The sequence below is a fragment of the Serratia sp. NA_13 genome, assembly GCF_052691735.1.
This window is the reverse complement of sequence record NZ_JBQZFV010000008.1, coordinates 39106-58099: the sequence shown is the minus strand read 5'-3', so window position 1 is coordinate 58099 and position 18994 is coordinate 39106. Positions and strand designations below refer to the sequence as shown.

Sequence of the window (18994 nt, the reverse complement as noted above, 5' to 3'; positions counted from 1 at the left end):
AGCCAACGCACATGCAGCTTGAAGTATGACGGGTATAAATGGGCCAGCCTATGGCAGCCCGCTACGCTATTTACTCCGCTTCATCTAACCAGACCAGCAGAACAGCTTCCAGTATTTTTTCGTTGGAAGCCTGTGGATCGTCGTCAAAATCTTCCAGATCGCAAATCCACTGATGCATGTCGGTAAAACGTACGGTTTTCGGATCGGTATCCGGGTATTGGTCGTACAGAGCTTCGCCGATTTCACGGCTGTCGGTCCACTTCAATCCCATTTCTACTGTCCTCTTACCCTTCACGCGCGTGGTTGACGGTATAACGCGGCATTTCAACCACCAAATCTTCGTCAGCCACCAGTGCCTGACAGCTCAGACGGCTTTCCGGCTCCAGACCCCAAGCCTTGTCCAGCATGTCGTCTTCCAGTTCGCTGCTCTCTTCAAGCGAGTCGAAACCTTCACGCACGATGCAGTGACAGGTGGTGCAGGCGCAGGATTTCTCACAGGCATGTTCAATGTCGATACCGTTGCGCAGCGCAACGTTGAGGATTGACTCCCCTTGTTCGGCTTCCAGTACTGCCCCCTCCGGGCATAAATCTTGATGGGGCAGGAAAACAATTTTAGGCATGATTAAACCTCATCCACAGAATGGCCAGCCAGCGCACGGCGAATGGAAGCATCCATGCGGCGCGCGGCAAAGTCTTGCGTTTGTGCATCTAATGTTTTAATTGCGGCTTCAATAGCGGTAGGATCGGTGCCCTGAGCCGCCTGTTGCAAAGCTTCTACCGCTGCGGGGATTGCTGTACTTTCTGCTTCGCTCAGCAATGCGGCGTCGCTGGCCAGTGCGCCCTGCAGGCTTTCCAGCACCCGCGACGCCTCAACCCGCTGCTCCGCCAGCATGCGCGCGCCAACATCACTCTGCGCATTGGCCATCGAATCTTTGATCATGCCGGCGATTTCGGCGTCGGACAGACCATACGACGGTTTAACCTGAATTGAAGCCTCAACGCCGGTGGATTTCTCCATCGCGGTGACGCTCAACAGGCCATCGGCATCCACCTGGAAGGTAACGCGAATATGGGCGCCACCAGCAGGCAGAGGCGGTAAGCCGCGCAGTGAGAAGCGCGCCAGCGAGCGGCAATCCTGCACCAGTTCGCGTTCGCCCTGCAGCACATGGATCATCATCGCGCTTTGGCCGTCTTTAAAAGTGGTGAACTCTTGCGCTCGCGCCACCGGAATGGTGGTGTTACGTGGGATCACTTTCTCTACCAGGCCGCCCATGGTTTCCAGACCCAGCGAAAGTGGGATCACATCCAGCAGCAGCATGTCGCTGTCAGGCTTGTTGCCCACCAAAATATCCGCCTGGATCGCAGCGCCAATAGCGACCACTTTATCCGGATCGATCGAAGTTAGCGGCGTGCGGCCAAAGAACGTGCCCACCTGCTCACGTACCAGTGGCACGCGGGTGGAACCGCCAACCATGACCACTTCCAGCACTTCTTCAGCACTCACGCCCGCGTCTTTCAGCGCGCGGCGGCAGGCCATCAGGGTACGTTTCACCAGAGTGGCGATCAGCGCATCAAACTGTGCACGGGTCACTTCGCCCTGCCAGCCGGCAATCTCAACGACGGTACTGTCGGCATCGCTCAGTGCAATTTTGGCGGCAATAGCCGCATCCAGCAGTTGGCGCTGTACACCGTGATCGCTACGGTCAGCCACACCGGCCTGTTCACGCAGCCAGTCAGCCAGCAGATGATCAAAGTCGTCGCCCCCCAGCGCGGAATCCCCGCCGGTGGCCAACACTTCAAACACCCCACGGCTCAGCCGCAGAATGGAAATATCAAAGGTACCGCCGCCCAGGTCATACACCGCGATAATGCCTTCCTGCCCGGAATCCAGTCCATAGGCGATCGCCGCCGCCGTCGGTTCGTTCAGCAGACGCAGCACATGCAACCCGGACAGACGCGCAGCGTCTTTGGTGCCCTGACGTTGTGCATCATCAAAATAGGCGGGAACGGTGATCACTACGCCGTCCAGATCCCCTTCCAGCGCGGTTTTCGCTCGCTCGGCAAGGGCTCTGAGGATATCGGCAGAAACCCCTACCGGGTTAACTGCACCGGCAGCGGTCAGGATCATCGGCAAGCCGTTATCACTGGCCTGAAACTGATACGGCAGGTTCGGGTAACGCGCAAGTACGTCGGCCAATGAGCGGCCCATCATGCGTTTGACTGAGCTTATGGTATTGGCGGGATCCTCTGCTGCCTGTTGGCGCGCATCCCAACCAACGCGCAAAGTGTCAGCCTGGTAATGCACTACCGAGGGCAGTAAATCGCGCCCTTCGGCATCGGCCAGCGTTTCCGCCTGCCCGCTGCGCACCGTGGCGACCAGAGAATTGGTGGTGCCTAAATCAATACCGGCAGCCAGACGGCGCTGGTGTGGCGCGGCGCTGAGGCCAGGTTCACTAATTTGTAATAAGGCCATATTGAAGCTTCCCATATCCTTCATACTTGAAGCTGCATCTTTGTTGGCTGCATTTATTCGCACCAGTCGCATAGTTGCCTATGCTCCTGGGGACTCACAAATTTGCCGCCTTGATGCAACTCCAATTATTTTGGGTATAAATGAAAAGAATTACTCAAAACCCAGCAGTTTTTCTTCGAGTTGTTCAACCTGTTGCTGGAGTTTGTCCAAAAAGCGCAGCTTACGCACGGTGTCGGCGGCATCAATCCACTGCTGGCTCTCGAGTTGCTGAATCATCAGAGCGCTGCGTTGTTTGACCGTCTCGTTCACCCGCGCACCAAAGCTGGCCAACTGGGTTTCCGCATCTGCTTTGCACTCAATGGCGTCGAGCTCCTCGCGTAGTTCCAACTGTTCCATCAGGAACGCGGTATCACGCATAGTGTGCTGCTCGTTGCCCAAATCAAAGCCGTGCAAAGATAGCATATACTCCGCGCGTTTTAATGGGTGCTTCAGCGTTTGGTAGGCTTCATTGATAGTCGCTGCCTGTTGCAACGCCATCAGGCGTTCGCGTTCTGGCTGACTTGCAAAACGATCGGGATGGAATTGGCGCTGCAGATCCTGATAGCGAGAGGCAAGCAGGCTGCCGTCCACGGGATAGCGAACTGGCAGCCCGAATAAAGTAAAGTAATCCATAGCGTGCTCTGGGCGTTATCGGATGAAGTTCCCCCGCACCTGGCGGGGGAGCACGATGGACTGTCAGACGTTGAAACTTTCGCCGCAGCCGCACTCGCTTGAGACATTGGGGTTGTTGAACTTGAAGCCTTCGTTCAGGCCTTCCTTAACGAAATCAAGCTCGGTGCCGTCAAGGTAGACCAGGCTCTTGCCGTCAATGATCACCTTAACGCCTTTGTTTTCAAAAACGATGTCGTCATCGTTAATATCGTCAACAAATTCAAGCACATATGCCATCCCGGAGCAGCCAGAGGTTCTCACCCCCAGACGCAGGCCAAGGCCTTTGCCACGGTTATTCATAAATGCCTGAACGCGCTGTGCAGCGCTGTCGCTCATGGTAATTGACATCACAACCTCACACTTCAAAGCCCAACCAAGGTCGGGCTAAATGACTCAGAAATAATTACTTGGCGCTGTGTTTGCTCTTGTAGTCGGCAATCGCTGCTTTAATGGCGTCTTCGGCCAGGATTGAGCAGTGAATTTTTACCGGCGGTAATTCCAGTTCTTCGGCGATCTGAGTGTTTTTGATCGCTTCGGCCTGATCAAGAGACTTGCCTTTCATCCATTCGGTCACCAGCGAACTGGAGGCGATGGCGGAACCGCAGCCGTAAGTCTTGAAACGGGCGTCTTCAATGATACCTTCATTGTTGACTTTGATCTGCAACTTCATCACGTCGCCACAGGCCGGTGCACCCACCATGCCGCTGCCAACGCTAGGATCTTCGTTGTCGAAAGAACCCACGTTACGCGGGTTTTCATAGTGATCGATTACTTTTTCGCTGTAAGCCATGACCTTGCTCCTGAATCCTGAGAATTAATGATGTGCCCATTCGATGCTGTTGATATCCACGCCCTGCTTGAACATGTCCCACAGTGGAGACAGGTCACGCAGACGGCCGATGGATTTACGCACCAGTTGAATGGTGTAATCGATCTCTTCTTCTGTGGTGAAACGCCCCAGAGAGAAACGGATCGAGCTATGCGCCAATTCGTCAGTCATGCCCAACGCACGCAGCACGTAGGATGGCTCAAGGCTGGCGGAGGTACAGGCAGAACCCGAAGAGACGGCCAGGTCTTTCAGCGCCATGATCAGCGACTCGCCTTCAACATAGTTGAAGCTGACGTTCAGGATGTTAGGCACCCCGTTCTCCAGCGAGCCATTCAGATACACTTCTTCCATATCTTTCACGCCGTTCCACAGACGATCGCGCAGCGTGCGCAGACGAGCCATTTCCGACGCCATTTCTTCTTTGGCGATACGGTAGGCTTCGCCCATACCGGCGATCTGGTGGACAGGCAAGGTACCGGAACGCATACCGCGCTCATGGCCGCCACCGTGGATCTGGGCTTCGATACGGATACGCGGCTTACGACGCACGTACAGTGCACCAATGCCTTTCGGGCCATAAATTTTGTGGCCGGAGAATGACATCAGATCAACTTTCAGCTTGCTCAGGTCGATAGGCAATTTGCCCACACTCTGGGTAGCATCAACGTGATAAATGATACCGCGCGCACGGCACATTTCGCCGATAGCTTCGATATCCTGCACCACGCCGATTTCGTTATTCACGTGCATGATAGAAACCAGAATGGTGTCTTCGCGCATCGCAGCTTCGAGGGCCTGCAGACTGATAATACCGTTGCTCTGCGGTGCCAGATAGGTCACTTCAAAGCCTTCACGCTCAAGCTGGCGACAGGTGTCCAGCACGGCTTTGTGTTCGGTTTTGCTGGTGATAATGTGCTTGCCTTTCTTTTGATAGAAATTGGCAGCGCCTTTGATCGCCAGGTTGTCGGATTCGGTGGCTCCGGAAGTGAACACGATTTCGCGCGGGTCAGCGCCAACCAGTTCAGCAATTTGGTTACGGGCGATATCTACCGCTTCTTCCGCCTGCCAACCGAAACGGTGGGAACGGGAAGCCGGGTTACCAAAAGTCCCGTCCAGAGTCAAAAATTGCATCATTTTCTCAGCAACACGCGGATCAACCGGCGTCGTTGCTGAGTAATCCAGATAAATCGGTAATTTCATTGCTCTTGTACTCCGTACATCACTTCCAAAAACTAAAAAAATATCGCCAGCTGCTTATGCGCGCAGATTAACGTTGATAGTTTCTTGCGGACGACCGTTGGCCGTGCGACGGGTATCGTTGTTTTGACGGTCCGCCACCACCAGCACTTCCTGGTTGTTCACCAGTTCAGCCAGCGTAATGTTGTTTAGGAACCCGCTGATGCGCTCGCTCAGATCGCGCCACAGGGTATGGGTCAGGCAGCGATCGCCACCCTGACAGCCTTCTTTACCCTGGCAACGGGTCGCATCTACCGATTCATCGACGGCAGTGATAACTGCACCAACGGCAATCTCACTCGCGTCTTTGCCCAGCAGATAACCACCGCCCGGTCCACGTACGCTGGCCACCAGGCCATTCTTGCGCAGACGGGAGAATAATTGTTCCAGATAAGAGAGCGAGATACCCTGGCGCTCAGAAATATCCGCCAGAGGAACGGGCCCTTCCTGGGAGTGCAATGCCACGTCAAGCATAGCGGTTACGGCATAACGGCCTTTGGATGTCAGTCTCATAGCTAAGTGGTTACCTGTTGGTCAAACATGGCCGAAAGTCTGACATTCCTGAGTAAATCAGTCAACTATTTAACCCAGCAATTTACTCAAGTATTAGCACCTTTTGGACTAAGCCATATAATGTGCATATGAAATACATATTATAACCGTTGGATAACTAATACTATTACCGCAAGCCGTAATTCCACATCAAATTAATTACCTTGATGTTTGTCCTGTTTCTCGATCGACGTCAGCATACCACGCAGGATATTCAACTCTTGAGCTTCCGGCCGCGCACGGGTGAATAAACGACGCAAACGGCTCATCACCTGCCCCGGGTGAGATGGGCGGATAAATCCACTCTGCTGCAGCGTTTGTTCCAGATGCTGATAGAAGCGTTCCAGATCGTCCACCAACGGATACGGCGTTTCTTCCAGCTGTGGCGCACCTACCTGCTGACGATCGAGGTAAGCCACACGCACTTCATACGCTAGAATTTGCACCGCCATCGCCAGATTCAACGAGCTGTAATCCGGGTTGGCAGGGATGGCGACATGGTAATGGCACTTTTGCAGCTCATCATTGGTCAGGCCGACACGTTCACGGCCGAACACCAGCGCTACCGGCGCATGTTCACCTTCGTGCACGGCACGTATGCCGCATTCACGCGGTTCCAGCATCGGCCACGGCAAGGTACGTGAACGCGCACTGGTGCCCACCACCAGACTGCAGCCAGCAATGGCATCATCCAGGGTATCAACAATAGTGGCGTTGCCGATCACGTCGCTGGCACCAGCGGCCAGGGCGATCGCCTGAGAATCAGGTTTTATCAGCGGATTAACCAAATAAAGGTTGGTTAACCCCATGGTTTTCATGGCTCTGGCGGTCGAGCCCATGTTACCGGTATGAGAGGTTTCTACCAGAACAATGCGGATGTTATGCAGCATACAAACTCTGAGCGTAGCGGAAAATCACAGCAGCTTAACACAGCCGTAGGCATTTTGCCGAACACCTGCTATACTTCGCGCCGTTTCCTGTTCTTTAACATCCTAGTTGGAAGATACCCATGCATCCGATGCTGACGATCGCCGTGCGCGCTGCGCGCAAGGCCGGTAACCTGATTGCCAAAAACTACGAAACCCCGGACGCTGTAGAAGCGAGCCAGAAAGGGACCAATGACTTTGTCACTAACGTCGATCGCGATGCAGAGCATCTGATCATCGACGTCATTCGCAAGTCCTATCCGCAACATACTATTGTTACCGAAGAACGCGGCGAATTGGTCGGCGAAGACAAAGATGTACAATGGGTGATCGATCCACTGGATGGCACATCAAACTTCATCAAACGTTTCCCACACTTCTCAGTTTCCATCGCCGTACGCATTAAAGGCCGTACTGAAGTGGCTGTGGTTTACGATCCAATGCGCAACGAACTGTTCACCGCCACTCGTGGCCAGGGCGCACAGCTCAATGGTTACCGTCTGCGCGGCACCAATGCCAAAGATCTCGATGGCACCATCCTGGCGACCGGCTTCCCGTTCAAGGTTAAACAGCACGCAACTCCATACATTAATGTGGTTGGCAAACTGTTCACTCAGTGTGCCGACTTCCGTCGTACCGGCTCTGCCGCGCTGGATTTGGCCTACGTGGCCGCCGGCCGCGTTGACGGTTTCTTCGAAATTGGCCTGAAGCCATGGGATTTCGCCGCAGGTGAACTGCTGGTGCGTGAATCCGGCGGCCTGGTGACCGACTTTGTTGGCGGCCACAACCACCTCAGCTCCGGCAACGTGGTAGCCGGCAACCCGCGCGTAGTGAAAGCCATGCTTTCCACCATGCGTGAAGAACTGAGCGAAGCGCTGAAGCGTTAATATCGCGAAGTGAATGAGTAATAAAAAAGCGCTGCAATAATTGCAGCGCCAGACTGATGACAAACCTCATTCCTGCCCAGAGCGAGTAGAGGCCGATGAACAAAAATCAGGAAAATCAATTTATTGATTTTCGGCTGCTCACCACAAAGCAGGAAAAACCACGCTTTTTCCTGCTTTGTCAGCAACCTAAAGCGCTGCAATAATTGCAGCGCTTTTTTTATGCCTGTCAGCGGGAGAAAGGCCGGATACCGCCGATAAACTCCGACTGGGCAGTGAGATACAGCAGCAGTCCGGCGAACAGCAGAATCAGGCCACCGGCCAGCGCCAGTGCCCCCCAGGCAACTGCGCTCCAGGCCGCAGGTGCACGTGACTGGCTGAGGCGTACCGCCAATCGGCGACTGTAATGCACCAACAAAGCCAGCAATGAGATGGTTAGTGAAGTGCCCAGCGCCATGGCCAACGCCGAGAAAACCCCCCAGACAAACACGCCAATCACCTTGGAAAACAGCAACACCAGTATTGCGCCCGAGCACGGCCGCATTCCCATCGCCAATACGATGGCAGTCTGCGTACGCCAGTCGCCGCCAGCCTGCAGTTCGCTGTCGCTCGGCATATGGCGGTGACCACAGCCACAATGCTCACTGTGAACGTGATCCGCCGGCAGCGGTTGCAGGCTGTTGATTCGCAGCGCTGGCGACGGACGCATGGCTTTTACCGCATAATACAAACGCTTCAGCGCTCGCCAGCTCAGCAACACCCCAAGCAGCATTACCAGAATAAAACTGCCCTTCTCCAGCCAGAAACTGCTCTGGTGCAGTTGCCGGGACGACAGTTGCAGTACCACCAGCATCAATGTCACCAGCGCGATCGCCACCAGCCCCTGCACCAACGACGCAGCAAAGGTCAGTTTCAGGCTGCTTTTCAACCGTGCCGGATGGGTGGCCAGGTAGGTGGCAATCACCACTTTACCGTGGCCGGGGCCAAGGGCATGCAACACGCCATAACTCAGGCTGAACAACATCAGCGCCAGTCCGGCCTGTTGCGGTGCCGCTTTTACCTGCTGCAACAGACCCGACAACTGCAGGTGTAGCCCTTTCTGCCACACCACGCTTTGCATCAGTAATTGCGGCCAATAGTGCCACGCCAACTGCGCGCCCAGTGCCAGTAACAGCGCAAACAGAAGCAGCGGCCACAGGCTGAAAGCCCAGTGTCGCTTACGCGGCGTGTGCTGACTGAGATTTATTGACATTGCAGGCTGACCCGCTGGGCGAACTGCTGCCCCAGCGCCATATCTTCGCCGGGTGAATCGTTTTTATCGAGGGACAACGCGTAAGCCTGTAAAGAGGAGTCCGGTTTGGGCGTCACCAGTTTGAATTTGCACTGCGAAGCCATATCCGGCGGCAGATGCAATGCCGTTTTATCTTTATAAGTCATATCTACAAAATAGGTGGGGTCGTAGGTGGAGATCTCGAACGGCTTGCCCGCCAGCGGTTGCGGTTCGGCCAGCGGTAGCACAAACTCCAATACCGCCTGATGCCCCTGGCGCGACAGATGGTATTCCGTTGGCAGATTCAGGTATTTCACCGGCTTGCCGTCGCGATAAACATCCGTGAAATAGTGTTGCCCCAGGACATTGGCCATCACTTGCGCCGCCAGCTTTTTCCACATTTCCGAGTCGTTTTTAGCATTTTCCGCATCGTACAGCAGATCTGCCGAGGTGATTTCATCCATAACCCAAACCATTTTCAAACCGACCAGTTGTTGATCCTTCGCCACAAAGGTGGTGTTCATATCAATAAAACTGTGCGGGTGTGCGATAGAGCCGACGCTGAAAAGCGATAAAAAACCGGCCAAAACAAAGCGTAACTTCATCATCAAAGGATACTCATCATTGTTATAAAGTAACATCAACCGTTCCTCAACCGCTGCGTTTCCGCCCAATATTTGTGACGAAAGTTGTAAGCCGAAGTAAAACCGGGTGCCGTTGCCGCGCCGCTCATCACCTTTTGCTATGCTTATTCATAATTTAAACGTTACCTGCCCGAAGGTGATATGAGCCTGGACACTGCCCCCGTGCCTGAGCTCTCCGGTCAACAACGACGCTGCCATCTGTTATTGATGTTGTATGCGCCGGTGCCCGCAGTACAACTGGAGACTATCAGCCAAATAAATGGCGTTTCCCCCCCGGTTACCCGGCAAGATATAGCCGAGGTTGCCAGTGAAATCCAGCGTTTCCACCATCTGGAGATCGACGGTAACCCCGACGAGGGTTACCGGATCAGGGGCACCGCACTCAATCAACGCCTCTGCCTGCTCCACTGGCTGCGCAGAGCCCTGCGCTGTAGCCCGGAATTTATCGATCAGCATTTTTCCCGCTGGTTGCAGCAAGCTCTGGGGCAAAACACCGACCTGACACCGGAGTTGGAACAGTGCATCAGCGAGTATGAAGCGCGAGTCAACCGCAGCTTTGATCGACGCGATCGTCAGTTCCTGCAGCACTACCTGCGCTACTGCGCATGGGAGAGCCAACGCCAGCGGCACCCGACATTCAGCCACACACAACGCGACTGGCTGCATCAAAAACCGGAACATCAGGCGACCAGCTTGCTGCATCAATCATTGAATCAGCTATTTGCCCTGCCCCCCGAAGCCAGCGAAAGTGATTTTCTGCTGCTGATGTTTACTATGCTGAAAAACCACAGCTACCACAGCAGTGACTCAGCGGAAGATCTGCGTTTGATGGCGGCGATTGAAAATATGGTCGAGCGCTTCCAACAGATTTCCGGCATGACTTTCAGCAGTAAAGAAGATTTGATTAGCCAGCTGTTTGCCCATCTGGCCCCTGCGGTAGAACGCTGCCGCTTTGAGATTGGTATCGATAACACACTGTTGGAGGAAGTTGAACGCAAGTATCCGCGCCTGATGCGTACCGCTCAGGAGGCCCTGGCCCCACTTGAGCAGGAATACGGTATTCATTTTTCCAGCGAGGAAGCCGGGCTGGTCGCAATCAGTTTCGGTGCCTGGTTGATGCAGGGCAATGCGTTGCAGGAAAAACAGGTGTTATTGCTGACGCTGGACAACCCGCAGTTGGAAGAGGAAGTGGAATATCAGATCCGCGAATTAACGCTGCTACCGCTGAATATCAAGTATTTGCCGCTGCGCGACTATCTGCATTCTGGCGCGCCGCAGGGAGTCACCCTGGTGATCACCCCTTATGCCATGGAGCATGGTGAGCCGCAGCCACCGCTGATTTATACCGAATTGCCGTTAGCGCGCCAGCAGCGAAAATTCATCCGTGCGCTGCTGGAAACCTCTTAACGGTTGCTGCTGACCACAACGGCCGGCGGACGGATAAACAACGCCGGCAACACCACTGCCGCCATCACCCAGAACACTCCCCCCTGCAGATACTCGAACAGGAAACCGGCGATCACCGTCATAATCGCAATACCGCCGCCCATCGCCAGCGCTGAATACACCGCCTGCAGCCGGATCACTTCCGGCCCCTTGCGTGCGGCGATAAAACGCATCGCGGCCAGGTGACAAACGGTAAAGGTGCCACAGTGCAGAATTTGGATCACCAGCAGCCCCCCCAACTCGGTGCTACTGGCCATCAGGCTCCAGCGCAGTATCCCACAGCAGGCAGAGAGCAGCAGCAGATTGCGCGCATTCCAGCGACGGAACAGGAAATCACTGCTGGCAAAAATAATCACTTCTGCCACCACGCCCAGCGACCACAAGTAGCCAATGGTTGAAGCCGAGTAACCCGCCTCCTGCCAATAGATAGAACCGAAACTGTAATAACCGGCATGCGCGCCCTGCAACAGCGTTACGCACAGCAGGAAGCGCCAGACTGGCCCTTCCTTAAGCATCTCCCACAAAGAATGCTCGGTTTCGCTGTGAGTGCGCGCTTCCCCCTGCGGCATCACGCTCGGCTTCAGCATCATGCCCAACAGCATCGCCAGTATGCTGACTATCAGGCTGTAGAGGATAACGTTATGGCCCCAAACGGAAACCATCTGCCCGGTCAGCGCCGAGCCAATCACAAACGCCAGCGAGCCCCATAGTCTGACCCGGCCGTAATCCATGGTAATTTGCTTTTGCCAGGTACCGTCCAGTGCATCGGTCAGCGGGACCAGCGGCGAGAAGAACAGGTTGAAACCGGCGATCACCAGCATTAGCCAGCCCCAGCCGTTACCGAAACAGAACCCGATGGCAAAAGCCAGCGTCAGTAACGCTAACAGGCGCAATGCCGTCACCAGATGAGAGGGATCTTTTACCCGGGGAGCAATCAACAAACTACCGAGAAAGCGCGCAACCAGACCGGCACCAAGCAGAATACCGATGGTTTCAGGTGGTATGCCCTCACCTTTTAACCAAACGCCCCAAAAGGGTAAGAAGATACCGTAAGAAAAGAAATAGGTGAAATAACTGAGAGCTAGCCAACGCGTAGATTGCAGAACCATGATCCCTCCGGTGCGAGGGCGATACTTTGACAGAGCTCACACTGGCTAGCAACGTGCATTCACCACCGAGGGAATAGACTGTAAGGCAGTTCACAGTTTAGCCTTGTCATCAGGGCGCAGCGGTTGTTTCGGATCAGGGACATTGTCAGGTAACATCGCAAAAAACAGTCTGTTACCTGACGTCGCCTTAATGCGACAGAGCCATAAAAAAAGCCGGTCACCCAAGTGACCGGCCTGACGCCTCAGCGTTTATTACAGCAATGGAAATTATGCGTAAACCGGCAGGCGGGCGCAGATATCCAGTACTTTCTTCTTGGTGCGTTCGATGGTGGCTTCATCGTTGATGTTGTCCAGCACGTCGCAGATCCAGCCAGCCAGTTCACGCACATCAGCTTCTGTGAAACCACGACGGGTCACTGCCGGAGTACCGATACGCACACCGGAGGTGACGAACGGGCTCTTGGGATCGTTTGGCACGCTGTTTTTGTTCACGGTGATGTTGGCGCGGCCCAGGGCAGCGTCAGCTTCTTTACCGGTCAGGTTCTTATCAACCAGATCCAGCAGGAACAGATGGTTATGGGTGCCGCCGGAAACCACTTTGTAGCCGCGCTCCAGCACCACTTCCACCATAGCCTTGGCGTTTTTGGCCACTTGCTGCTGGTAAATTTTGAACTCAGGCTCCATGGCTTCTTTCAGCGCCACCGCTTTACCGGCGATCACGTGCATCAGTGGGCCGCCCTGGCCACCTGGGAACACGGCGGAGTTCAGCTTTTTATACAGATCTTCATCACCGCCTTTCGCCAGGATCAGGCCACCGCGCGGACCTGCCAGGGTTTTGTGAGTAGTGGTGGTCACGATGTGTGCGTGAGGGACCGGGTTCGGATAAACGCCGGCGGCGATCAGGCCCGCTACGTGCGCCATGTCAACGAACAGGTAAGCGCCGATGCTGTCTGCAATTTCGCGCATTTTTGCCCAATCAACGATACCGGAGAAGGCAGAGAAGCCACCGATGATCATTTTTGGTTTATGAGTCTGAGCCTGTTTAGCCAGATCTTCGTAATCGATTTGACCTTTTTCGTCGATGCCGTAAGGCACCACGTTATACAGCTTGCCGGACAGGTTGACCGGTGAACCGTGGGTCAGGTGGCCGCCGTGCGCCAGATTCATGCCCAGAATGGTGTCGCCCGGCTGCAGCAGCGCGGTATAGACAGCGAAGTTCGCCTGGGAACCGGAGTGCGGCTGGACGTTGGCGTAATCTGCGCCGAACAGCTCTTTTGCGCGGTCGATGGCCAGTTGCTCAACGATATCCACATATTCGCAGCCGCCGTAATAACGCTTGCCCGGATAACCTTCAGCGTATTTGTTGGTCAACTGGGAGCCCTGAGCCTGCATTACGCGCGGGCTGGTGTAGTTCTCAGACGCAATCAGCTCAATGTGCTCTTCCTGACGCACAACTTCTTGCTCCATTGCACGCCACAGTTCGGCATCGTAATCAGCAATGTTCATTTCACGCTTTAACATCCGGCTTCTCCTGACTAAATCAGCTAACTAAAAAATCACCAAATAACTACCCGTTCGGGTTCTGCGCCACAGTGTAAACTGTTTCGCCCCACCGAGGATAGGCCTTGACAGAGGTTTTTACGCAAACGATTGGCATTAGGCGCAGCAAGGCTTTGATCCGATAAAGCACCTCATTCGGCAACGGACTTTTACTCATGCTGATAATGCGGTTTTTTCATGTTCTGTGAGCGAGATCGTCGGCTGGCGACTCCGCAAGAAAAACAGGGGTATTTACAGCCACGGCAGAAACCGTTAGGATGCTTTCAAACAAAAGATGTATTCTAAATACATTATTAAAGTATTCCAATAATGTCCGACCAAGGAGCGCCACCATGCTGGATAGCCAAACCATCGCCACCGTAAAATCTACCATTCCCCTGCTGGCCGCTACCGGGCCAAAGCTGACCGCCCACTTCTACGACCGTATGTTCGAGCATAATCCCGAGTTAAAAGATGTGTTCAATATGAACAACCAGCGCAATGGCGATCAGCGTCAGGCCCTGTTCGATGCCATCTGCGCCTACGCCGTGAATATCGAGAATCTGGCGGCGCTGTTGCCGGCGGTGGAACGTATCGCCCAAAAACATACCAGCCTGAATATTCGCCCGGACCAGTATCAAATTGTCGGCAGCCATCTGATTGCCACGCTGGATGAGATGTTCAGCCCAGGCCAGGAAGTGCTGGACGCATGGGGCAAAGCCTACGGGGTGTTGGCGGACGTATTTATCCAGCGCGAAGGCCAGATTTACCAGGCTAGCGAAACCGCCGAGGGCGGTTGGCGCGACCTGCGAGCTTTCCGCATCGTCAAAAAACAGCCACAAAGCGACGTGATTTGTAGCTTTGTCTTGGCGCCTGTAGACGGCGGCAAAGTGATCGACTTCAAACCAGGCCAATACCTGGCGGTCTATATCAAACATGACAGCATGGAAAATCAGGAAGTACGCCAATACTCGCTGACCACTTCACCTAACGGCGAATACTACCGTATCGCAGTCAAACGTGAAGATCAGGGCAAAGTATCTAACTTCCTGCACCAGCAGGCCAAAGAAGGTGACGTGATTTACATCGCCCCGCCGCACGGAGATTTCTTCCTCGATGTGCAGCCGGAAACGCCTGTGGCACTGATTTCCGCCGGCGTCGGCCAAACCCCAATGCTCGGCATGCTCCACACTCTGCACGATAACCAGCATCCGGCGGATATACACTGGCTGCATGCAGCGGAAAACGGCGGCGTTCACGCCTTTGCCGATGAAGTTGCGGATATTGCCGGCCGCATGCCGAATCTGAGCCGTCACGTGTGGTACAACCAACCGGGTGCCAATGATGTGGTAGGCCGCGACTACCAGAGCCGTGGCCTGATGAACCTCAGTGCCCTGCGCGAAACGCTTGCCACGCCGCAGATGCATTACTACTTCTGTGGGCCGCTACCGTTTATGCAGTCTGTGGCCAGCCAACTGCTGAGCATGGGCGTAGAGGCCGATCGCATCCACTATGAATGCTTCGGCCCGCACAAGGTCATGTAATTGAAAGGGGCGCGGCCTGTTACCGCGCCCCTCCGTTATTTCTCCGCCAGCTTGCGTGTCTCCTTTACCTGCTGCGCCGTGACCGGTGCCGCCTGGTTGCCCCAACTTCCCCGCAAATAACTCATCAGCTCAGCAGCCTGCTGGTCGTTCAAGGTCCAGGCGTAACCCGGCATGGCGAGCGCAGTTGCATGCTGAGTGATCGGTGTATGTGCTCCTTCCAGCACCACGCGCAGCGCGGTTAACGGGTTCTCCGCCGTGACCGTTGCGTTACCGACCAAGGCAGGAATGGTGTTGTCGCTCCCCTCTCCTTTGTTACCGTGACAGGTTGAACAGTACATGGCATAGGTACGTTGCCCCGCTTGCCAGTTGTCGACCGCCATGGTTACGGGTTTCTCCAGCGGCGATTTTTCTGCCGCCAGACTGTGCAGATAAGTGGCAATGGCGTTCAAGTCACCGTCGGTCAGATATTGCGTACTGTGACTAACCACTTCACTCATCGGCCCTGCGACTGCCGCATGTTGGCTGCGCCCGGTTTTCAGCAAGGCCACCACTTCATCCTGTTTCAGTCCGCGTATTCCTGAAGCGTACCAGCCATCGAGTTCAGCACCGCTCAGGAAGGCTGGAGCTTTGCTGTCCAGCCCTTTCTCCTGCATCGCCCAGCCACGCGGCGTATGGCAACTGCCGCAGTGCCCAGCCCCTTGCACCAAGTAGGCGCCACGATTCCATTCGGCACTCTGGCTGGTGTCCGGCTGGTAAGGCGCATCCTCATGGAAGAGTTGGTTCCAGACCGCCAGCGGCCAACGCATCGACAGCGGCCAACTGATATCACTGGCACGGTTGGCGGTATTCTGCGGCGGGACTTCCTCCATCAGATAGTCATACAGCGCGCGCATATCTTCCGCATTCATTTTGGCGTAAGAGGTATACGGCATCGCGGGATACAACCGATGGCCGTCTTTGGCGATCCCCTGGCGCATGGCGCGATCAAACTCGTCAAAAGAATAAGCACCGATGCCCTGCTGCTTGTCCGGCGTAATATTGGTAGCGTAAATATTGCCCAGCGGGGTCGGGAACTTCATGCCGCCAGCAAACAGTGCGCCACCCGGCGAGGTATGGCAGGCGGTGCAGTCACCGGTCCTGGCCACATATTCCCCGGCCGACATCGCCTGCGCCGAGCCCCCCGCCGCCAATAACGTCAGTAAGTACAGTGAACGCATGCTCATGCCCCCTCCTTGGCGGCAGCGGGAGCATGGCCGAAAGCCAGTTCATTAACCGCACGCCATGCCTGGTCGATCGCCGAGTTGGCATATGGACTCCAGTCAGAGTCCGAGTTGGCAATCACAATCTTGCCGATCGGCTTACGCGCTGTCGCAATGATTTTCTTTGCTTCATCTTCGTCGTCAAACAGTCCATTGAGGAAATAGGAATAGCCATGCGACCAGCGGTTTACGGTGATCGCTTCGATATCACGCTGGTGATCAAAACCGGCGGAACCGAGCATGCCCTGCAACTGCTCACGGATCATCTGCTCATGCACTTCAAACGGCGTGCCCAACAGCAAGGCACGACCTTTGCGCGACTGTTCGCGCGGGCTTAATCCGCTGCCCGCCAGCGTCGGCACATACACCATGTGCAGGCCGATCGGTTGGTTTGGATCGCGCGGGTGCTGATAGCCGCCCATGCTCACCGGATAATCCAGCTTCACGCGGCAATACGGTGCCGTTGGCGAGTAAACTTCATGCACACCCAGCTTAATAAACGACTGCCAGTTACGGATCACCACTTTGCTGTACACCAGCGGCGACTTGACGTTCAGCTTCAGCGCCTGCTGCTGTTCAGGCGACATTTCCGGCACCAGATAAGGGATCATCATGTTGTAGCCGGCCATCACTACCTGCCCGGCGCGCACCTTGGTCATTTTCTCGCCGGTCATGTAGGTCACTTCGACCTTGTCACCGACGTTGGCCGCGTGCAGTCCGGTGCTGTTCAACCGTAATTTTACCGGTGACTCCGCCCGGTCAAGCTGGCTGTAGTCGAACTTCGCCAGCACTATGTCATTCATGTCCTTGCCACCTGGCGCTACCGCCGGGATCAGATGGCGTACCATTAAGCGAGTCAGAGTGGCGTTGCCATCGGGGAAGTGGAACACGTAAGGATCGTCGAGATCCGCCTGTGACTCTTCGTCCAGCGGCGGCAGGTTCATGCCGTTCAGGCCAGGCAGATCGCAAATACGCGCATCGCTGCAGGAAGTGGCGTCGATGCCCACCGCCTGGAAGTCACTGGTGGTTTGTTGGAAATAGCGGATCGCCATTTCACTCAGGCCGACCTTGTCACGCAGGAACTCGGTATAGCTGTGTTTGTCGAGCCATTCGCTTTTCTGCTCCTGACTCAATTCCGGCAGGTAATCCTTATCCACAGTGTGCAGTGCAATCAGCGCCTGGCGATCGCTTTCCGGCAGCGGGAAATCACCGATAAAAGCTTCGTAGGAACGGCCATTGAGGCGATCTCGGGGAATATCATCCGCTACCATACGGCCAGGATCACCGTTAACCACTTTGTCGACGCCGAAGTTTTTGCGATCGAAATAGACGCCGCGGCTCAGGTTAAGATCCGGATAGAAGGTTTTATCAAAAGCCTTTTCCAGATTGTCGATGCTGACGCCCAGCTTTTGCAGCAGCCCCATCGCCACCGGACTGAAGTTGGATCGCGGTGACTGCAGCGACTCACTGCCGCCGTAGCCGAGAATGGTGCCATTTTCGCTGCTGAATTCATTGCGCTTGGCGTGGCCGCCGAAGTCATCATGGTTATCAATCAGCAAAATACGCTGCTGCGGCCCCTTCATTTGCTGCCAGAAGCAGGCGGCCGCCAGCCCGCTGATACCGGCACCAACCACCACCAGATCGAACTCTTCCATGGCTGGGATGCTGGCAAAATCGAAGGCCTTGCCGTCACGCCCCAGTTGATGTGCATGTTCAAACGAACCGGGGTGGTTGCCGCGCAGCCCGGTCAGCGTCGGTGGGTAATAGAGGGTTTGATTGGCGGTTTGCGGCGATGCCCGCAGGATCTGCATCGGCGTTAACCCGGCGGCGATGGTGATCGCCACCCCATTAAGAAAATCGCGTCTGGTGATGCTCATAATTGGCTTCCTTCTATTTTTATTATCATCAGACCGGCCGGAGCCGGTCTGAAAGCCGCGTTATTTTTCAGATAAAACCTGATTAATCAATGTTTAAACACCACGTGGCGAATAGCAGTGTAATCTTCCAGACCATACATCGACATATCCTTGCCGTAGCCGGACAACTTTTGGCCACCGTGCGGCATCTCGCTCACCTGCATGAAATGGGTATGCCCCCGTATTGCAAACGGGCGCTCAGACGGTGCGCCCGGGTCCACAGTGACGACGCCAGCCCGTAGTCATGCAGATATGACAAGGGCGCAGCATGCTGCGCCCTCAGGGGGTTCAGATCAGAAACGTCACATCAAATCGCTTCTTCGTCCTGCTCGCCAGTACGGATACGCACTACGCGCGCCACGTCGAAGACAAAGATTTTGCCGTCGCCGATTTTGCCGGTTTGCGCAGTCTGCATGATGGTCTCGACGCAGGTATCGACGATATCGTCGGCCACCACGATCTCAATTTTCACCTTTGGCAGAAAATCGACCATGTACTCCGCGCCACGATACAGCTCGGTGTGGCCCTTCTGGCGGCCGAAGCCTTTCACTTCGGTGACGGTCATCCCGGTAATGCCAACCTCAGCCAGCGCTTCACGGACATCATCCAGTTTGAACGGCTTGATAATAGCGTCGATCTTTTTCATCTTGTTTCCT

Annotated in this window: 19 protein-coding genes and 1 pseudogene; 3 read left to right on the top strand and 17 right to left on the bottom strand. The window is 55.1% G+C overall.

Annotation, left to right across the window (positions count from 1 at the left end; genetic code table 11):
- Positions 1–70: 70 nt before the first annotated feature.
- The 9 genes from iscX to trmJ form a co-directional block, all read right to left on the bottom strand.
- A complete protein-coding gene (gene iscX / locus ACUTSU_RS13030; protein ID WP_012146329.1) occupies positions 71–271 on the bottom strand; it encodes a Fe-S cluster assembly protein IscX in 201 nt (66 codons plus the stop codon).
- A 13-nt stretch (positions 272–284) separates the two neighbouring features.
- Complete coding sequence (fdx, locus tag ACUTSU_RS13025; RefSeq protein WP_061808324.1) at positions 285–620, bottom strand: ISC system 2Fe-2S type ferredoxin; 336 nt, start codon at positions 618–620, stop codon at positions 285–287.
- Positions 621–622: 2 nt separating this feature from the next.
- The gene (hscA, locus tag ACUTSU_RS13020; protein ID WP_445652283.1) at positions 623–2473 is read right to left on the bottom strand and encodes a Fe-S protein assembly chaperone HscA; all 1851 of its coding nucleotides are present in this window, start codon (positions 2471–2473) and stop codon (positions 623–625) included.
- Positions 2474–2623: 150 nt separating this feature from the next.
- Entirely contained in the window at positions 2624–3145 is a 522-nt protein-coding gene (gene hscB / locus ACUTSU_RS13015) for a co-chaperone HscB (RefSeq protein ID WP_445652284.1), read from the bottom strand.
- Between the two features lie 63 nt (positions 3146–3208).
- Positions 3209–3532, bottom strand: coding sequence for an iron-sulfur cluster assembly protein IscA (iscA, locus tag ACUTSU_RS13010; RefSeq protein ID WP_445652285.1), 324 nt, complete (start codon positions 3530–3532; stop codon positions 3209–3211).
- Between the two features lie 55 nt (positions 3533–3587).
- Complete coding sequence (iscU, locus tag ACUTSU_RS13005; protein WP_012146333.1) at positions 3588–3974, bottom strand: Fe-S cluster assembly scaffold IscU; 387 nt, start codon at positions 3972–3974, stop codon at positions 3588–3590.
- Positions 3975–3998: 24 nt separating this feature from the next.
- Positions 3999–5213: an IscS subfamily cysteine desulfurase gene (locus ACUTSU_RS13000; RefSeq protein WP_012146334.1), complete on the bottom strand. Its 1215-nt coding sequence runs from the start codon at positions 5211–5213 to the stop codon at positions 3999–4001.
- A 54-nt stretch (positions 5214–5267) separates the two neighbouring features.
- Entirely contained in the window at positions 5268–5762 is a 495-nt protein-coding gene (gene iscR, locus ACUTSU_RS12995; RefSeq protein ID WP_006318200.1) for a Fe-S cluster assembly transcriptional regulator IscR, read from the bottom strand.
- 194 nt (positions 5763–5956) lie between these two features.
- Positions 5957–6691 (bottom strand): tRNA (cytosine(32)/uridine(32)-2'-O)-methyltransferase TrmJ, encoded by a 735-nt coding sequence (trmJ, locus tag ACUTSU_RS12990; protein WP_135317608.1) that lies wholly within the window; start codon positions 6689–6691, stop codon positions 5957–5959.
- A gap of 119 nt (positions 6692–6810) precedes the next feature.
- On the opposite strand from trmJ, the gene suhB reads away from it, so the two are divergent.
- On the top strand, positions 6811–7614 hold the full coding sequence (gene suhB / locus ACUTSU_RS12985; RefSeq protein WP_445652286.1) for an inositol-1-monophosphatase: 804 nt from the start codon (positions 6811–6813) through the stop codon (positions 7612–7614).
- Between the two features lie 226 nt (positions 7615–7840).
- Here suhB and ACUTSU_RS12980 read toward each other — a convergent pair whose 3' ends face one another.
- Together ACUTSU_RS12980 and ACUTSU_RS12975 are read right to left on the bottom strand one after the other, a co-directional pair.
- A complete protein-coding gene (locus tag ACUTSU_RS12980; protein ID WP_445652287.1) occupies positions 7841–8863 on the bottom strand; it encodes a nickel/cobalt transporter in 1023 nt (340 codons plus the stop codon).
- Positions 8854–9489, bottom strand: a complete 636-nt coding sequence (locus ACUTSU_RS12975; RefSeq protein ID WP_445652361.1) for a DUF1007 family protein — start codon at positions 9487–9489, stop codon at positions 8854–8856. Before ACUTSU_RS12975 ends, ACUTSU_RS12980 begins: the two co-directional genes overlap by 10 nt.
- Before the next feature lie 177 nt (positions 9490–9666).
- Here ACUTSU_RS12975 and csiE point away from each other — a divergent pair, with 177 nt between their 5' ends.
- The gene (gene csiE, locus ACUTSU_RS12970; protein ID WP_445654262.1) at positions 9667–10932 is read left to right on the top strand and encodes a stationary phase inducible protein CsiE; all 1266 of its coding nucleotides are present in this window, start codon (positions 9667–9669) and stop codon (positions 10930–10932) included.
- Here csiE and ACUTSU_RS12965 read toward each other — a convergent pair.
- Both ACUTSU_RS12965 and glyA read right to left on the bottom strand, forming a co-directional pair.
- Positions 10929–12080: a 3-phenylpropionate MFS transporter gene (locus ACUTSU_RS12965; RefSeq protein ID WP_445654261.1), complete on the bottom strand. Its 1152-nt coding sequence runs from the start codon at positions 12078–12080 to the stop codon at positions 10929–10931. The two genes, csiE and ACUTSU_RS12965, sit on opposite strands and share 4 nt — an antisense overlap.
- Positions 12081–12347: 267 nt before the next feature.
- Positions 12348–13601, bottom strand: a complete 1254-nt coding sequence (gene glyA, locus ACUTSU_RS12960; RefSeq protein WP_153859369.1) for a serine hydroxymethyltransferase — start codon at positions 13599–13601, stop codon at positions 12348–12350.
- A 371-nt stretch (positions 13602–13972) separates the two neighbouring features.
- Between glyA and hmpA the strand changes: the two genes are divergently transcribed.
- Positions 13973–15163 (top strand): NO-inducible flavohemoprotein, encoded by a 1191-nt coding sequence (gene hmpA / locus ACUTSU_RS12955; RefSeq protein ID WP_445652291.1) that lies wholly within the window; start codon positions 13973–13975, stop codon positions 15161–15163.
- 35 nt (positions 15164–15198) lie between these two features.
- Here hmpA and ACUTSU_RS12950 read toward each other — a convergent pair whose 3' ends face one another.
- The 4 genes and pseudogenes from ACUTSU_RS12950 to glnB all read right to left on the bottom strand — a co-directional run bounded on the left by ACUTSU_RS12950 (position 15199) and on the right by glnB (position 18984).
- A complete protein-coding gene (locus tag ACUTSU_RS12950) occupies positions 15199–16386 on the bottom strand; it encodes a c-type cytochrome (protein ID WP_445652292.1) in 1188 nt (395 codons plus the stop codon).
- On the bottom strand, positions 16383–18299 hold the full coding sequence (locus ACUTSU_RS12945) for an NAD(P)-binding protein (RefSeq protein WP_445652293.1): 1917 nt from the start codon (positions 18297–18299) through the stop codon (positions 16383–16385). Before ACUTSU_RS12945 ends, ACUTSU_RS12950 begins: the two co-directional genes overlap by 4 nt.
- An 86-nt stretch (positions 18300–18385) precedes the next feature.
- Positions 18386–18582 (bottom strand): annotated as a pseudogene (locus tag ACUTSU_RS12940) (aldehyde dehydrogenase family protein); the annotation flags it as partial.
- Positions 18583–18645: 63 nt separating this feature from the next.
- The gene (glnB, locus tag ACUTSU_RS12935) at positions 18646–18984 is read right to left on the bottom strand and encodes a nitrogen regulatory protein P-II (RefSeq protein WP_004847623.1); all 339 of its coding nucleotides are present in this window, start codon (positions 18982–18984) and stop codon (positions 18646–18648) included.
- Positions 18985–18994 lie beyond the last annotated feature (10 nt).

Bases quoted from the DNA above. Each gene is read 5' to 3' on its own strand.
- iscX (WP_012146329.1), bottom strand. From the start codon at position 271: ATGGGATTGAAGTGGACCGACAGCCGTGAAATCGGCGAAGCTCTGTAC.
- fdx (WP_061808324.1), bottom strand. From the start codon at position 620: ATGCCTAAAATTGTTTTCCTGCCCCATCAAGATTTATGCCCGGAGGGG.
- hscA (WP_445652283.1), bottom strand. From the start codon at position 2,473: ATGGCCTTATTACAAATTAGTGAACCTGGCCTCAGCGCCGCGCCACAC.
- hscB (WP_445652284.1), bottom strand. From the start codon at position 3,145: ATGGATTACTTTACTTTATTCGGGCTGCCAGTTCGCTATCCCGTGGAC.
- iscA (WP_445652285.1), bottom strand. From the start codon at position 3,532: ATGTCAATTACCATGAGCGACAGCGCTGCACAGCGCGTTCAGGCATTT.
- iscU (WP_012146333.1), bottom strand. From the start codon at position 3,974: ATGGCTTACAGCGAAAAAGTAATCGATCACTATGAAAACCCGCGTAAC.
- ACUTSU_RS13000 (WP_012146334.1), bottom strand. From the start codon at position 5,213: ATGAAATTACCGATTTATCTGGATTACTCAGCAACGACGCCGGTTGAT.
- iscR (WP_006318200.1), bottom strand. From the start codon at position 5,762: ATGAGACTGACATCCAAAGGCCGTTATGCCGTAACCGCTATGCTTGAC.
- trmJ (WP_135317608.1), bottom strand. From the start codon at position 6,691: ATGCTGCATAACATCCGCATTGTTCTGGTAGAAACCTCTCATACCGGT.
- suhB (WP_445652286.1), top strand. From the start codon at position 6,811: ATGCATCCGATGCTGACGATCGCCGTGCGCGCTGCGCGCAAGGCCGGT.
- ACUTSU_RS12980 (WP_445652287.1), bottom strand. From the start codon at position 8,863: ATGTCAATAAATCTCAGTCAGCACACGCCGCGTAAGCGACACTGGGCT.
- ACUTSU_RS12975 (WP_445652361.1), bottom strand. From the start codon at position 9,489: ATGATGAAGTTACGCTTTGTTTTGGCCGGTTTTTTATCGCTTTTCAGC.
- csiE (WP_445654262.1), top strand. From the start codon at position 9,667: ATGAGCCTGGACACTGCCCCCGTGCCTGAGCTCTCCGGTCAACAACGA.
- ACUTSU_RS12965 (WP_445654261.1), bottom strand. From the start codon at position 12,080: ATGGTTCTGCAATCTACGCGTTGGCTAGCTCTCAGTTATTTCACCTAT.
- glyA (WP_153859369.1), bottom strand. From the start codon at position 13,601: ATGTTAAAGCGTGAAATGAACATTGCTGATTACGATGCCGAACTGTGG.
- hmpA (WP_445652291.1), top strand. From the start codon at position 13,973: ATGCTGGATAGCCAAACCATCGCCACCGTAAAATCTACCATTCCCCTG.
- ACUTSU_RS12950 (WP_445652292.1), bottom strand. From the start codon at position 16,386: ATGAGCATGCGTTCACTGTACTTACTGACGTTATTGGCGGCGGGGGGC.
- ACUTSU_RS12945 (WP_445652293.1), bottom strand. From the start codon at position 18,299: ATGAGCATCACCAGACGCGATTTTCTTAATGGGGTGGCGATCACCATC.
- glnB (WP_004847623.1), bottom strand. From the start codon at position 18,984: ATGAAAAAGATCGACGCTATTATCAAGCCGTTCAAACTGGATGATGTC.